Raw genomic sequence first — 14695 nt, 5'->3', positions numbered from 1 at the left:
GTGGGAGTTCGTGGTGGCGCTCACGAGCGGTCTGTCGGCGGTGGGGCCCTGTGGCAGGGTGAGCCGGCAGGGTCGCTGACGGATCGGAGCGGATGGATGCGCGTCTTCAACGGTGTCGACGAGCTGCGTGCGGCGGTGGGTTCCCGGATCGGGGTGAGCGACTGGATGACGATCGACCAGTCGCGGATCGACACCTTCGCCGACGCCACCCTCGACCACCAGTGGATCCACGTCGACGAGGAGCGGGCGAAGGAGGGGCCGTTCGGCGGCACCATCGCCCACGGCTTCCTCACGCTCTCGTTGCTGCCGCACCTCGTGAAGGACGTCTACCGCGTCGAGGGCACGAAGATGGGCGTCAACTACGGCTTGAACCGCGTGCGGTTCACCTCGCCCGTGGCGGTCGGCAGCAAGGTGCGGGGCAGCGTCGAGCTCGTCGACGTCTCCGACGTGTCCGGTGGGGTGCAGCTGACCACGAAGGTGACGATCGAGATCGAGGGCTCCGAACGCCCCGCGCTCGTCGCCGAGTGGCTCACCCGGCAGTACGTCTGATCTCTCGAGGAGGCTCTTCCATGCGTGAAGCGGTGATCTGCGAACCCCTGCGGACGCCCGTGGGTGGCTTCGGCGGTGCGCTGCGCGACGTGCCGGCGCACGAGCTCGCCGCCACCGTGATCCGCGGGCTGGTGGAGCGCACCGGGCTGGCGCCCGACGCGGTGGACGACGTGGTGCTCGGTCACTGCTACCCCACCATGGACGCGCCGGCGATCGGGCGCGTGGCGGCGCTGGACGCCGGGCTGCCGGTCACGGTCACCGGTCTGCAGGTCGACCGGCGCTGTGGCTCCGGGCTGCAGGCGGTGCTGTACGCCGCCATGCAGGTGCAGTCCGGGGTGTCGGAGCTGGTGCTCGCGGGTGGCGCGGAGTCGATGTCGAGCGCGTCGTTCTACTCCACGGGGATGCGCTGGGGCGCCAAGGGCGGCCCCGGGGTCATGTTGCACGACTCGCTCGCCCGTGGCCGCGTCACGGCGGGTGGGGTGAACCACCCGGTGCCGGGCGGGATGCTGGAGACGGCCGAGAACCTGCGCCGGGAGTACTCGATCCCGCGCGAGGAGCAGGACGAGTTCGCCGTGCGCTCGCACCGGCGCGCCGCCGCCGCCCGTGACGCGGGCCGCTTCGCCGACGAGATCGTCCCGGTCACGGTGAAGGGCCGCAAGGGCGACACCGTCGTCGACAACGACGAGCACATCCGCCCGGACTCGACCGTGGAGAAGCTCGCCGGCCTGCGTCCGGTGCTGGGCCGCGACGACCCGGAGGCCACGGTCACGGCGGGCAACGCCAGCGGCCAGAACGACGGTGCCGCGATCTGCGTGGTCACCCACCCGGACAAGGCCGCCGAGCTGGGGCTGCGTCCGCTGGTCCGGCTCGTGTCGTGGGGGATCGGCGGCGTGCCGCCCGCCACGATGGGCATCGGCCCGGTGCCCGCCACCGCGAAGGCGCTCGACGCCGCGGGGCTCACGCTGGCCGACATCGACCTGATCGAGCTCAACGAGGCGTTCGCGGCGCAGGTGCTCGCGTGCACGCGGGAGTGGAAGTTCGTGCCGGAGGACTTCGAGCGGCTCAACGTCAACGGCTCGGGCATCTCGCTGGGCCACCCGGTCGGCGCCACCGGCGGGCGCATCCTGGCCACGCTGTCCCGGGAGATGCACCGCCGTGACGCGCGGTACGGCCTTGAGACGATGTGCATCGGCGGCGGGCAGGGGCTCGCGGCGGTGGTCGAACGCGTGGCGTGATGTGAAACACCTCGCGCGGCCCGGGCGACAGGCCTGGTGACGATGCTGCTGCGAGAGGGGTCGAGTGCGATGGCGGGCGCGGGGACGGCGACGTTGAGCGGACGGGACCGGGCCCTGCTGCGCGCGGTGGCGGCGGGCCGGTGCCGGTTGGGGCCGGGCTGCCAGCCCGAACTCGTGATCGACGGCCTCGCCTGCGCCGACTCGGGCGCCGGGGCGCGGCTGGTGGCGGCCGGCCTGATCCACCCGCCGGATCCGGCCCGCCCGCACGGTCCGGCGGGCATCACGGAGCTCGGGTGGCGGGAGCTCCGGGGCTGAGCTCACGCTCCGCCTTGTTGCCCCCGCTCCGCGGGCAGTCCATGCTCGCGCCGTGCCGTCCGAAGACGACCTCGCCCTGGCCGATGAGGTGGGCGTTCAGCTCATCCGGTTGGTGCGCCTCATGGACCGCAGGCAGGCGCAGTACCAGGCCGAGCACCCGGACGCCGTGGAACGCGCCACCTACTACCTGCTCGTCCACCTCGTGAAGGGCGGGCCGCAACGAGCGGGCACGCTCGCCGAGACGGTGCACTCGGACCCGTCGACGATCAGCCGCCAGGTCGGGCACCTGGTGCGGCTCGGCCTCGTGGAGCGGATGGCCGACCCGGAGGACGGGCGGGCCACGCTGCTCACGGCCACGGACGAGGGCCGGCGCGTGTACGAGGAGAACCGCCGGATGCGGATCGAGCGGTTCGCCGAGATGCTGGCGGACTGGCCGGTGGACGACCGGCGCAAGCTCGCCGAGCTGCTCGGCCGGTTCACATCGGCGTTCGAGGCGGTGCAGCGCCCGGACGGCTGACACGATGTGAGTCGGATCACCCCAACTGCAGGGGTGGGGGGACGGTCGACTGGGTCGACGTTGCAGAGGGTTCCGGGGGGAACGATGGTGGGATCGGCGCAGCAGTTCGGCCCGTATCTGCTCGATGCGGTGCTGGCGCGCAGCGGTGCGGCCACGGTGTACCGCGCCCGGGACACGAGCCACCACGAGCGGGTCGTGGCGCTCAAGGTGTTCGACCGGCGGCTGTCGGCCGACCCCGGGTTCCGGGAGCGGTTCCGCCGGGACGCGGGCCTGCTGAGCGCGCTGCGGGAGCCGCACATCGTGCCGATCCACCGCCACGGGGAGATCAGCGGACGGCTCTACCTCGACATGCGGCTGGTCCGCGGCCCCAGCCTCGCCGACGTCCTGCGCAGCGGGCCGGTGGCGCCGCCGCGGGCGGAGGCGATCGCGGGGCAGATCGGCGTGGCCGTGGAGTCGCTGCGCCGCGGCGGCCTCGGCGACCGGCCCGTCGAGCGCAGCGACGTGCTGCTCACGGGTGCGCCGGGGCGCGGGGAGTTCGTGCAGCTCGTCGGGCTCGGCCTGGGCAGGCCCCCGGTTCCTGCCGGTGCCGTGTCGCCCGCTGAGCTCGTGTCGCGTCCCGCCCGGCACCGCCGCGTCCGCACGCTCCTCGTGTCGGCGGCGTCCGTCCTGGTGATCGCCGCGGTGCTGGTGGGGGTGGCGCTGTTCCCGCGTGACCAGGAGCCGGTCGCGGCAGCACCACCCGGGCTCGTCCTGACCATCGACGCGCCGGTGGCCAACCTCGCCGACGCCGAGGTCGTCCGGTCCGGCGGGCGGGAGGTGCTCGCGGGCATCACCGCCGACGGCGCCCTCCACACCTGGGACCTGTCCACCGGCGCGGAGATCGGGGAGGCCACGCCGGGCACCGCGGTCGCCCTCGCCGCGACGGAGGTCGACGGGAGGGCCGTGGTGGCCGTGCGCCTTCGCGACACCACCGTGGTGGCGAGGGACGTGGAGACGGGCGAACCGATCGGGCAGCCGATGGGCACGCCGCGCGAGGTCGCACTCGGGCCGTTCTCGACCTGGCGCGCACTGGAGGTCGTCGAGGTCGACGGCCAGCCGGTCGTCGTCACGGTCCAGCCGACCGGGGTGCGGATACCGGGGCCGTACAGCACCGAGGAGGACCAGATCGGGGTCGGGTCGTTCGCACTGCGCACCGGCGCCCCCGCCGGGCCGGTGCTCGCCGAGGACGGCCTGTCGACCAGCATGTTCTCGCTCGCCGATGTCGACGGGAGGCCGGTCGTCGTCACGGTCACCGATCAGGGCACCGTGCAGTCGAGGGACCTGGTCTCCGGTGCGCGCGTCGGTGTGCCGACCGCTCCGCAGCCGGCCGGGTTCCTCGCGTTCACCACCACGGTGCGCGACGGGGTACCGGTCGCGGCGACCGGTGGCGGGGACAACACCGTCCGGATCTGGAACCTGCAGACGGGTGAGCAGATCGGCAAGCCGTTCGTGGGCCACCTCGACTCGGTCGGCGGTGTGGCCGCGGTGCAGCAGGGCGATCGCACGGTGCTGGTCACGTCGTCCGGGGGCTACCGCGCCGCAGCGCCCCAGCTGCGGTTCTGGGACCTCGCGACGGGTGAGCCGCTGGGGCAGCCCCTGACCGAGCACCCGCTGAGCCGGGGTTTCCTGGAGCTGTCCGGCGGCGGGAGACCGCTCCTCGCCACGTTCGCGCCCGGCGAAGCGATCACCTTGTGGGATCCGGAGCGGCTGATCGTGGAGGTGGCGCCGTGATCGGCACGATGTTCGGCCCGTACCGGGTCGATTCGCTCATCGGGCGCGGCGGGATGGGTGAGGTCTACCGGGCCGTCGACACCGGTCAGGACGGGCGCCGGGTGGCCCTCAAGATCCTGCCCTCGGCGCTGTCCGGTGACCCGCAGTTCGTCGCGCGCTTCCGCCGGGAGGCGGAGATCGCGGCGCGCCTGAGCGACCCGCACGTCGTGCCGATCCACCGCTACGGGGAGACCGACGGCCGCCTGTTCCTCGACATGCTGCTGATCGACGGCCGGGAGCTCGCCGACGTCCTCGCACAGGACGGACCGCTCGCCCCGGCGCGGGCGCTGTCGATCCTCGAACAGGTGGCCGGTGCCATCGACGCCGCTCACGCCGACGGCCTGGTGCACCGCGACGTCAAGCCGTCGAACATCCTGCTGACGCAACCGGGGGCCGGCCGGGCGGAGTTCGCCTACCTCCTGGACTTCGGCATCGCACGCTCCGCGGAGCCGGGCAGCCGCACGGCGCTCACCAGGACCGGTGCGGTGATCGGCACGCTGTCGTACATGGCGCCGGAGCGCTTCCTCGCCCAGCCGACCGGGCCCGCGGCCGACGTCTACTCGCTCGCCTGCGTTCTGCACGAGCTGCTCACCGGCGCGCGCCCGTACCCCGGAACCGGGTACGCGGCCCAGGTGGCCGGGCACCTGCACCAGCCGCCGCCCCGGCCCAGCTCTATGCGCGCCGGTCTGCCCGAAGCGCTGGACGCCGTCGTCGCCCGCGGCATGGCCAAGGACCCGGCACACCGGTACCCGACGGCGTCGGAGCTCGTGGCCGCGGCGCATGAGGCCCTGGCGGGCGTCGACGTGCCGCCCGCCGGTCCCCGCGGAGCCGCGACCGTGGTGGACGAGCCCGCCCCGCCCACCTGGGTGCCGCCGGTCGCCGCAGCTCCGCCGTGGCAGCAGGCCACACCGCCGCCACCCCCACCGCGCGGGCGCGGGCGACGGTGGCTCCCGGCGGCGGGGGTCGCCGCCCTCGCCGCCGCGGTGCTGGCCACCGTCCTGGTCGTCGTCGCGCAGCCGCCCGCGGAACCCGGGACACCGGACCTGCAGGTGGAGGCCGCGGCGCCGGCCGACGCGCTGCCGAGCGGCGGGCCGATCATCGAACGCACGATCGTGGGCGCAGCTCCCGACGTGTGGAAACCGGTCATCGCGGAGCTCGACGGCACCCCCGTGCTCGTGCGCGTCGACACGGACGTGACGGCCGTGTACGACCTGGCCACCGGCGAGCGGGTCGGCGTGCCGCTGCAGGGCCTGTTCGGTGCCATGTCGGCCACGGTGACCCGCCTCGACGGCCGCAGCGTGCTGATCACCGGTAGTTCCGACCGCGTGATCCGGATGTACGACCTCGCCGCCGGCGAACCGCTCCCGACGACCATGACCGGCCACACCGGTGTGATCAGCCACCTCGCCGTCGTCGAGGTCGACGGGCGGAAGGTGCTGATCTCCGGCAGCGATGACTCGACGATCCGACGTTGGGACCTGGCCACGGCCACGCAGATCGGGGAACCGCTCACCGGCCACGCGGGTCGCCTCACCGCCATGTCCGTGGTCGGGGACGACCGGCCCGTCGTGCTCGCGCGGGGTTACGACGACGACGCCATCTCCTCCTTCGACGTGGCGACCGGGGCACCGGCGGGCCCGCCCGTCCCGGCCGTGCAGGACAACATCACGACGGTCGCGCTGCCCGGGGGGCTCGCGGTGATGAGCACCCCCGATTACGGCCAGATGCTGTTCGTCGACCTGCGGACGGGCGCCCGGTTCGACCACGGCATCACCGACCGCATGTACAGCTCCACGACGGCGGCAGCCGTGGTCGGCGGGATCCCGGTCCTCGCCGTCTCCAGCTACTCGGACAACACCGTCCAGCTCCGGGACCTGCGCACCGGGCAGCAGGTCACCGCCCCCCTGGCCGGTCACGAGGCGCCGGTCCGGCACCTCGACAGCCTGACGGTCGACGGCAGGACCTTCCTCGTGTCGAGCAGCTCGGACCGGTCGATCCGGATCTGGGACCTGAACACCCGGATGGGGAGGTGACCCGGTGACGATCGCGGACGTGCGTTTCGGTCCCTACGTGCTCGGCCCGCTCCTGGGACGTGGTGGCATGGGGGAGGTGCACCGGGCCACCGACACGAGCCAGGACGACCGCGTGGTGGCGCTCAAGCGCCTCGCCCCCCACCTGTCCGCGGACACCGGCTACCGGGAGCGGTTCCGTCGCGAGTGCGAGGCCGCGGCCCGGCTCGACGACCCGCACATCGTGCCGATCCACCGCTACGGGGAGATCGACGGCCGGCTGTTCCTCGACATGCAGCTGGTGGACGGGCGGGATCTCGCCGCCGAGCTCGCCCACACCGGTCCGATGTTCCCGGCGCGGGCCGTCGGCATCGTGGCCCAGGTGGCGGCCGCGCTCGACGCTGCGCACGCCGCGGGCCTGGTGCACCGCGACGTCAAGCCGTCGAACGTGCTGCTCACCGCGCCGGTGCCGGGGCGCCCGGACTTCGCGCAGCTCGCCGACTTCGGCATCGCGGCCGGGCCCGCCGCGGGCGGCGGTGCGGACGGCACGGTCGAGTACCTCGCCCCGGAGCGGCTGGTCGGGAACCCGACGGACAACCGGGTCGACGTCTACGCGCTGGCCTGCGTCCTCTACGAGCTGCTCACCGGGCTGCGCGCGTTCCCGGGGTCCGACTTCGCCGCGCAGGTGCACGGGCACCTGTACCTCCCGCCGCCCCGGCCGACGGACACGTTCGGCGCGATCCCGCCCGGACTGGACGCGGTCGTGGCGCGGGGGATGGCCAAGGACCCCGCCCAGCGCTACCAATGGGCCGGTGCCCTCGCCGACGATGCGATCGCCGCGCTCGGGCCCGGTCTCGCAGGCCCCGCGGCGCCGCAGCGCAGTACCACGTCCCGGCGCCGGCTCCTGCTGGGGGCCGCGGGTGCGGTGGCGCTCGCGGGCGGCGCAGCCCTCGCCGTGACACTGACGCGGTCGGGCGGGCAGCCTGCAGGCCCGTCACCGCTGGTGTCGGGGCCGCCGCCGGAGCCGGTGATCGAGGAGCGCGCGCTCGCGGTGCGCAGCGTCAGCCCGTTCCCGTTCCAGGCCACCCGGGTGGGGGGACGCCCGGCCCTCCTCGTCGACGACCTCGACAACCGGACCCGGCTCTACGACCCGGTCGCCGACCGCGACCTCGCCTGGATGCCGGACAACACAGTGCAGATCTCCACCGCTGACGTGGTGACCATCGACGGCCGTGACCTGGTGGTCACCGCCCGGGCCTCCGAGATCGTCCTCGTCGACGTGCAGACCAGCGGTATCGCCCCGGTCGGCAAGCACGAGAGCATGTACGGGTTCGCCGCGGCGGGGTCCGTCCTGGCCACCGCGGGCATCACCGACGGGCTGGTGCGCCGGTGGGACCTGCGCAGCCGGTCCCTGCTCGGGGAGCAGCCGGTTCCCGTCACCGGATCCGGTGTTTCGGTCAGTCTCAGTTCCGTCGAGCTCGACGGGCGGTCGTGCCTGGTCGTGCAGGTGACGGGGCCGAACCTGACGTACGTCTGGGACATGCAGACCGGCGAGCACGTGCTGGAGGCCAAGGCCATCGGCTCCATCGCCGTGCTCGACGGCGCTCCCGTGCTCGTCAGCCTCGGCGAACAGCTGGTGGTCGTCGACCTGCGGACGGGGGCGGTGGTGCGCCGCCACGACGTCGGCTCCCGGCTCCTGCAGGAGTTTGCGCTCGGAGTGCTGAACGGCAGGCCGGTCATCGCCACGGAGGGCGAGGACCAGGACAAGATCATCCTCCTGGACGTCGACACGGGGCAGCGGTTCGGCGCCCCGATGACGGGCCACGAGGCGGAGCTCACCCATGTGGACTTCGTCGACCTGGAGGGCCGCCCGATCCTCGTGTCAGCGGCCCGTGACAACGCGATCCGGGTGTGGGACGTCGCGGTGCGCGCCGCGAGCTGAGCGCCGGAGCGACCAGCGGTCGGCTCGATCGTCGGGGTGACCACGGTGGGCCCGGGGCCTCCGGTGGCGCCGCATCGTGCGGGCATTCACGTGGGGCAGGCGGGGCCTGCCCGGTGGGCGCGCGGCGCCACCTGTGGCGGTGTCGCGGGCATGATCAGGTCTTTGAGCATTTTCGGGCGAAATCGACCCGGGAATGCGCCAACTTCGTGATCATGGGCCCAGTGGGGGCCGAGATTGCCTCCCTCAGCCGGCGATCAAGGGCAAAATGGTCGCTAGATGATCTTCAGGGGCGACCATTTCCCCTTGATCGCCGTGAGATCCGTCGTTGGCCGTGATCGCCGCGGAGGCCCCGGCGTCGAGCCGCCGCTTCCGGGGGAGACCGCCGGGAGGCCGACGAAGGCATGATCATTGATTTGGGGCAGAGACACGTCGGAGAACGCCAGGCCGGCGATCATGGCCGTGTGCCGGCGGCGCCGGCTGTGTCACATGGTCTAGTGCGCCTCGGCCGTCTTGGCGCGCTGCCAGGAGGCCTTGATCTCCCGCTCGGCGTCGGCGCGGCCCACCCACATCGCCCCCTCGACGCTCTTGCCCGGCTCGAGCGCCTTGTAGATCTCGAAGAAGTGCTGGATCTCCATGCGGTCGAACTCGGGGAGGTGGTGGATGTCGCGCAGGTGCTCCTGGCGCGGGTCGTCGGAGGGCACGCAGAGGACCTTGTCGTCCCCGCCCTTCTCGTCCTTCATCCGGAACATGCCGATCGCGCGCGAGCGGATCAGGCAGCCCGGGAAGGTCGGCTCCTGCACGAGGACGAGCGCGTCGAGCGGATCGCCGTCCTCCCCCAGCGTGTCCTCGATGAACCCGTAGTCGGCCGGGTACTGGGTGGCCGTGAACAGCGTCCGGTCGAGCCGGATGCGTCCCGTCTCGTGGTCCACCTCGTACTTGTTGCGGCCGCCCTTGGGGATCTCGATGGTGACGTCGAAGTCCACTGGCGCTCTCCTGCTGGTCCGTCGGTCGGATGGATGGCCGGTACCGGTCGGGCGACCGGCCCCGGCGCCTGCGTCTAGTCTGAGGCACCGCGTCGGCGGTGCCGACGTCCGGGGCGCGCGTCGAGCGCTCCGAAGATGCTGAGGAGGGGCGCCCGTGGGCATCGGGCGACGCATTGGTGACTCCCTGCGATTGCCTGGTCGCGGAGCGCGGCGGGCGATCGCGGTTCTCGTCGTGCTCGTGCTGGCAGGCGGCGCCGGTGGTGCGATCGCGTTCGCCGGCCCGACGCTCGTGCAGCGGCTCGGCCTGGTGGCGCCCGCACCCGCGTCGCTCCCGCCGGTGCCGCACGCCGCGCTGGGGCCGCTGCCGGCCGACGCGCCGGTCCCCACGCCGCAGGGGTTGAGCGCGGCACTCGACGAGGACGCGGCCGACATGCCGGGCAAGTTCGCGGGGATCGTGATCGACCCGGCCACCGGCACCGAGCTGTGGGCCCACACCCCCGAGCGCGCGCTCGTTCCTGCCTCCACCGCGAAGCTGATCACCGCCGCGGCGGCCATGCTCGTGCTCAACCCGACCGACCGGCTGCTCACCCGCGTCGTCACCGGCCCGGACCCGGGCACTGTCGTGCTGGTGGGCGGGGGTGACCCGACGCTCACCGCGCTCCCCGACCCCGAGAAGAGCCTCTACCCGGGCGCCCCGAGCATCGTGGAGCTCGCCGAGGCGGTGCGGAAGAAGGCCCCGGGGCCGATCCGCCGGGTGCTGGTCGACACGAGCCGGTACACCGCCGACGGCCTCGCCCCCGGGGTGAGCCAGGGCGACGTCGCCGCCGGGTTCATCACCCCGATCGAACCCGTGATGCTCGACGGCGGGCGGATCGACCCCTCGCTGCAGGACGGCCCCCGCGTCTCGGACCCGGCGCTCACCGCGGCCCGCGCGTTCGCCGACGAGCTGGGCGTCGACGACGTGGAGAAGGGCACGGCCCCGCCGGACGCCACCGCCATCGCCGCGGTGTCGTCGGCGCAGCTGAGCGAGCTCGCCGAGTTCGCGCTGCGCGCCTCGGACAACGTGCTCGCCGAGGTGCTCGCGCGCGAGGTGGCGATCGGCCGCGAGGCGGAGCCGTCGTACGCGGGTGCGGCCGCGGCCACGCTCGCCGCTCTCCGGCAGGCGGGGATCGACACCACCGGCGCCGTGATGGTGGACGGCAGCGGTCTCTCCACCCAGGACCAGGTACCCGCGCGGTTGCTGGGGAGGGTTCTCGCCGCCGCGGCGTCGCCCGCGAAGGGCCCCTTCGACACGCAGTTCCTGCGCCCGGTCCTCACCGGTCTGCCCGTGGCGGGCGGGGTCGGCACGCTCGACGAGCGGTACGCGCTCGACGGCCGCGCCGCGGCGGGGCGCGGTGTGGTGCGGGCGAAGACCGGTTCGCTCACCGGCGTGAGCAGCCTCGCGGGCGTCGTCACCGACGTCGACGGGAAGCTGCTGGTCTTCGCGCTGATGTCCAACGGGGTGAGCCCGGCCGTCGTCCGCCCGCTGCACGACGCGATGGCCGCCGAGCTGAGCCGGTGCGGGTGCCGCCGTCCCTGAGCGGACGGCGCGCGGCCCGCGCGGGCCACGTAGCGTGGGAGGCGTGCACCACGTGACCGACTCCGCCCAGCCCACGCCGAGCCCGCCCGGCGAGCGCGGGCTGCCCGTCGACTGGGATCTCGCGAGTCGCACGGCGGGCCGGCTCATGCAGGCCGGCCCGGACGCCACGCCCGGTGAGGCCCTGGAGCTGGTGCAGCGCCTGCGCTCCGACGCCGCCGTCGCCGAGCGGCACGTGCGGGAGACCACCGGCCTCGGCCACGGCCTTCCGCTGCTGCCCGCCGACGTGGTGGACCGCAAGGCGTGGGCGGCCGCCGCCGTCGCGAGCATGGCCTCGCTCACGTCGGGGGCGCACCTGCCCGAGGTGTCCCGGGTGGCGCGCAGCGTCACCGCGCGCACCGCCGGGATCCAGATCGGCAGCGTGGTCGCCTACCTGGGCGGGCGCGTGCTCGGCCAGTACGACCCGTTCGGCGGGGCCGACGGCGGCGGGCGGCTGCTGCTCGTCGCACCCAACGTGCACGCGGCCCAGAAGGCGCTCGACGTGCCCAGCACCGACTTCGGGCTGTGGGTCTGCCTGCACGAGGCCACCCACCGCCTCCAGTTCACCGCGGTGCCGTGGCTGCGGTCGTACTTCGCCGACGAGGTGGGCCGGTTCCTGTCGGTCGCGCAGGGCGACCGCGGCACCGCGGTGCTGGAGCGGCTGCCCGACGTGGTGCGCTCGTTGCGCGAGTCCGGCGGCGACTCGCTCGCCATCGTGGAGCTGCTGCAGGGGCCGGAGCAGCGGGCCGTGCTCGACCGGCTGCTCGCCCTCACCACCCTGCTGGAGGGCCACGCCGACCACGTGATGGACGCCGTCGGCCCGTCCGTCGTGCCGACGGTCGCCACCATCCGCAACCGCTTCACGCTGCGCCGCCGCGGCGGTGGGCTCGTCGATCGCCTGCTGCGCGCCCTGCTGGGTGTGGAGGCCAAGGTGCGCCAGTACGCCGTGGGCTCGGCGTTCACCAGGCACGTGGTGCTCGCGGCGGGCATGGACGGGTTCAACCGGGTGTGGGAGAGCCCGGAGACGCTCCCCACGCGCGCGGAGCTCGCCGAGCCCGGCCGCTGGCTGGAGCGCGTGCACAACCTCTGACGGAACGCTGCGATCGAGGGGCGGCCGCGTGGGGCAGCAGGTGGGCCACGACACGGCGGTCCTCGCCGTGCGGCGGGCCGTCCGGGCCGCACTCGCCGCGCTGCCCGCGCCCGAGCGCGCGGCCCCGCTGCTCATCGCCTGCTCCGGCGGTGCCGACTCGCTCGCCCTGGCCGCCGCGGCCGTGGCGGAACGCGGGCCGGGTGCGGTGAACGCCGCCGTGGTCGACCACGGCCTGCAGGACGGGTCCGCGGACCGGGCGGCCGCCACCGCCGGGCTGCTCGACGGGCTGGGCATCGCAGCGGCCGTCCACACGGTCGAGGTGGGCGGTGCGGGCGGGGTCGAGGCCGCGGCCCGCCGCGCGCGCTACGCCGCGTTGCGGGCCGCCCGGCCGCACCCGGACGCGCCCGTGCTGCTCGGGCACACCCTCGACGACCAGGCCGAGACCGTGCTGCTCGGGCTGGGCCGCGGGTCCGGCGCCCGCTCGCTGTCCGGCATGCGGGAGTGGGACCCGCCGTGGTGCCGCCCGCTGCTGGGGCTGCGCCGCTCGGTGACGCGCGCCGCGTGCGCCGCGGCCGGGCTGCCGGTGTGGGACGACCCCCACAACACCGATCCGCGGTTCACCCGGGTCCGGCTCCGGCACGAGGTGCTCCCGCTGCTGGAGGAGGTGCTCGCGGGCGGGGTGGCGGAGGCGCTCGCCCGCACGGCGCGCCAGCTGCGCGAGGACAGTGCCGCGCTGGACGCCGTGGCGGCCGGCCTGCTCCGCAGCGCGCACGACCCGCAGCGGGGACCCGAGCTGCTGCTGGCTCCGCTCGAGGGGGTGCCCGCCGCGCTGCGCCGCCGGGTGCTGCGGGCATGGCTGGCCACGGCGGACGTGACGGCTCTCACCGAGGAACACCTCAGGGCGGCGGACGTCCTCGCAGCTCAGGGGCCCGATCGGGCCGGTGTCGCCCTACCGGGTGGGTTGGAGCTGGTGCGCGCGCGTGGCAGGCTCTCCCTGCGCCCGATCCGCTGGGGAGCCGGCGGCTGATCACGATGTTGCAGGAGGCCGCCCGCCGTGTACGACGGTGAGATCGCATCCACGCTGATCACCGAGGAGGCGATCCGGGAGCGGACCGCCGAGTTGGCGGCCCAGATCGCGGCCGACCGAGCCGGGGCGGACACCGACCTGCTGCTCGTGGGCGTCCTCAAGGGCGCGGTGATGTTCATGACCGACCTCGCACGGGCGCTGCCGGTGCCGGTGCAGCTCGAGTTCATGGCGGTGAGCTCCTACGGCTCGGCCACCTCGTCGTCGGGCGTCGTGCGGATCCTCAAGGACCTCGACCGCGACATCGCGGGCCGCGACGTGCTCATCGTCGAGGACATCATCGACTCCGGGCTCACGCTGTCCTGGCTGCGCGGCAACCTGGAGTCGCGCCAGCCCGCATCGCTGTCGATCTGCGCGCTTCTGCGTAAGCCGGACGCGGTCAAGGTCGACGTGCCGGTCAAATACGTCGGCTTCGACATCCCCAACGAGTTCGTCGTCGGCTACGGGCTCGACTACGCCGAGCGCTACCGCGACCTGCCGTTCATCGGCACGCTCGACCCCGCGGTGTACGCCTGACGCCGCACGTCGGCCACCGGGCTCAGCCGCCCAGGACGGGCAGCGCCGGGAGCTGCGGCAGCGGGAGGCCCGCTGCGGGGCCCGCGGTGAACGGCTCGGTGCCGGTCGCGAGCTCGACGTCGCCCACGTCGCCGTTGGCCTGGGCGTAGTCCAGCGCGTACGCGAGGTCGATCACGCCGTTGCTGGCGGGCAGCGGCGCCAGGTTCAGGGTGGACAGCACGCCGAACGCGGCGCCCGTGCCGTCGACGAACGCGCTGCCGGAGTCACCGGGCACGCCGGGGGTGAGCGTGTAGACGTCGTGGTTGCGCCCGCCGCCGGTCTCGGAGACGTTGACGCCCACCTTCGGGCCGAGCGCGTCGAGGCCGAGGCGCAGCGGGGAGTTGCCGACGCTGTAGACGACCTCGCCCACGCCGACGCCGTCGGTGTCGAGGCCGGTGGGCCCGCCGAACACCGGGAGGCTCGGGTTGACGTCGGCGACGTCCTCCGATGCGATCTCGACGAGCGCGAAGTCGTTGAACGCGCAGGTGTCGGGGTCGGTCTCGCCGTTCGCCTGCATCGCGACCCACGAGCTGTAGGCCAGGCGGCCCTGCCGGTCGGTGCCGTCGGTCGCCTTGATCGTCACCGCGGCGCCGAGGTCGACGGTGCCGGAGTCGCACCCGTCGGTCTCGGTGGCCTCACCGGTGCCCGCGCAGTGCGCGGCCTGCCCGATGAACGTGCGGTCGCCGCTGGTGAACACGAAGTTGCTCGTGCACGCGCCGCCGCCCTCGGTCTCGGTGACGACACCGGGCCGGATCGCCGCGGAGCCCGCGGGCGCCCACTCGTCCGCCTGCGCGGGGGCCGCTACCGCCGCGGGCGCGAGCACCGCGGCCCCGAGCACGACCCCACCCAGCGTCACCGCGAGCGCGACCCCACGGGCCCTCACCGTCATCCCACAAACCCCCACACCGCCGCCGCACCGCCGGCGCTAGTGATCCTCTTCCGCCACTGGCCCAACGACGGGGCGGGCCCGGGGATATGGGCGTGTGCAGGCC

General features: G+C 74.2%; 13 protein-coding genes. 11 read left to right on the top strand and 2 right to left on the bottom strand.

Features of this window, described 5'->3' with window-relative positions:
* Positions 1 to 96: 96 nt before the first annotated feature.
* From ACFPL3_RS16540 to ACFPL3_RS16510, 7 genes are all read left to right on the top strand, one after another.
* On the top strand, positions 97 to 549 hold the full coding sequence (locus ACFPL3_RS16540) for a MaoC family dehydratase (RefSeq protein ID WP_343942004.1): 453 nt from the start codon (positions 97 to 99) through the stop codon (positions 547 to 549).
* Between the two features lie 20 nt (positions 550 to 569).
* Positions 570 to 1784: an acetyl-CoA C-acetyltransferase gene (locus ACFPL3_RS16535; RefSeq protein ID WP_343942005.1), complete on the top strand. Its 1215-nt coding sequence runs from the start codon at positions 570 to 572 to the stop codon at positions 1782 to 1784.
* 93 nt (positions 1785 to 1877) lie between these two features.
* The gene (locus tag ACFPL3_RS16530) at positions 1878 to 2099 is read left to right on the top strand and encodes a hypothetical protein (RefSeq protein ID WP_343942006.1); all 222 of its coding nucleotides are present in this window, start codon (positions 1878 to 1880) and stop codon (positions 2097 to 2099) included.
* Between the two features lie 52 nt (positions 2100 to 2151).
* Positions 2152 to 2616 carry a MarR family winged helix-turn-helix transcriptional regulator gene (locus tag ACFPL3_RS16525; protein WP_343942007.1) on the top strand — a complete coding sequence of 155 codons (465 nt, stop codon included), beginning with the start codon at positions 2152 to 2154 and terminating at the stop codon, positions 2614 to 2616.
* Positions 2617 to 2700: 84 nt separating this feature from the next.
* The gene (locus ACFPL3_RS16520; RefSeq protein WP_343942008.1) at positions 2701 to 4386 is read left to right on the top strand and encodes a hypothetical protein; all 1686 of its coding nucleotides are present in this window, start codon (positions 2701 to 2703) and stop codon (positions 4384 to 4386) included.
* Positions 4383 to 6458, top strand: coding sequence for a WD40 repeat domain-containing serine/threonine protein kinase (locus ACFPL3_RS16515; RefSeq protein ID WP_379589258.1), 2076 nt, complete (start codon positions 4383 to 4385; stop codon positions 6456 to 6458). The genes ACFPL3_RS16520 and ACFPL3_RS16515 overlap by 4 nt, the downstream gene beginning before the upstream one ends.
* Positions 6459 to 6462: 4 nt before the next feature.
* Entirely contained in the window at positions 6463 to 8376 is a 1914-nt protein-coding gene (locus tag ACFPL3_RS16510) for a WD40 repeat domain-containing serine/threonine protein kinase (protein ID WP_343942011.1), read from the top strand.
* 491 nt (positions 8377 to 8867) lie between these two features.
* On the opposite strand, the gene ACFPL3_RS16505 is transcribed toward ACFPL3_RS16510, so the two are convergent.
* Positions 8868 to 9359 carry an inorganic diphosphatase gene (locus ACFPL3_RS16505; RefSeq protein WP_343942012.1) on the bottom strand — a complete coding sequence of 164 codons (492 nt, stop codon included), beginning with the start codon at positions 9357 to 9359 and terminating at the stop codon, positions 8868 to 8870.
* A 232-nt stretch (positions 9360 to 9591) separates the two neighbouring features.
* On the opposite strand from ACFPL3_RS16505, the gene dacB reads away from it, so the two are divergent.
* The 4 genes from dacB to hpt are packed head-to-tail and all read left to right on the top strand — an operon-like array spanning position 9592 to position 13664.
* Complete coding sequence (dacB, locus tag ACFPL3_RS16500; RefSeq protein ID WP_343942013.1) at positions 9592 to 10938, top strand: D-alanyl-D-alanine carboxypeptidase/D-alanyl-D-alanine endopeptidase; 1347 nt, start codon at positions 9592 to 9594, stop codon at positions 10936 to 10938.
* A 52-nt stretch (positions 10939 to 10990) separates the two neighbouring features.
* Positions 10991 to 12064: a zinc-dependent metalloprotease gene (locus ACFPL3_RS16495; RefSeq protein WP_343942015.1), complete on the top strand. Its 1074-nt coding sequence runs from the start codon at positions 10991 to 10993 to the stop codon at positions 12062 to 12064.
* Positions 12065 to 12092: 28 nt separating this feature from the next.
* Positions 12093 to 13091: a tRNA lysidine(34) synthetase TilS gene (gene tilS, locus ACFPL3_RS16490; RefSeq protein ID WP_379589256.1), complete on the top strand. Its 999-nt coding sequence runs from the start codon at positions 12093 to 12095 to the stop codon at positions 13089 to 13091.
* 27 nt (positions 13092 to 13118) lie between these two features.
* Positions 13119 to 13664: a hypoxanthine phosphoribosyltransferase gene (hpt, locus tag ACFPL3_RS16485; protein ID WP_343946511.1), complete on the top strand. Its 546-nt coding sequence runs from the start codon at positions 13119 to 13121 to the stop codon at positions 13662 to 13664.
* A gap of 22 nt (positions 13665 to 13686) precedes the next feature.
* Here the strand turns inward: hpt and ACFPL3_RS16480 are convergent, their stop codons facing one another.
* Positions 13687 to 14592, bottom strand: coding sequence for a serine protease (locus ACFPL3_RS16480; protein ID WP_343946512.1), 906 nt, complete (start codon positions 14590 to 14592; stop codon positions 13687 to 13689).
* Positions 14593 to 14695 lie beyond the last annotated feature (103 nt).

It is taken from the genome of Pseudonocardia zijingensis (assembly GCF_042657305.1).
Taxonomy (GTDB): domain Bacteria; phylum Actinomycetota; class Actinomycetes; order Mycobacteriales; family Pseudonocardiaceae; genus Pseudonocardia; species Pseudonocardia zijingensis.
Note: the sequence above shows the minus strand (reverse complement) of the source record. Positions and strands in the feature narration are given on the sequence as shown.

Excerpts from the sequence above, each read along its gene's own strand:
- ACFPL3_RS16540 (WP_343942004.1), top strand. The coding sequence starts at position 97 with ATGCGCGTCTTCAACGGTGTCGACGAGCTGCGTGCGGCGGTGGGTTCC.
- ACFPL3_RS16535 (WP_343942005.1), top strand. The coding sequence starts at position 570 with ATGCGTGAAGCGGTGATCTGCGAACCCCTGCGGACGCCCGTGGGTGGC.
- ACFPL3_RS16520 (WP_343942008.1), top strand. The coding sequence starts at position 2,701 with ATGGTGGGATCGGCGCAGCAGTTCGGCCCGTATCTGCTCGATGCGGTG.
- ACFPL3_RS16480 (WP_343946512.1), bottom strand. The coding sequence starts at position 14,592 with ATGACGGTGAGGGCCCGTGGGGTCGCGCTCGCGGTGACGCTGGGTGGG.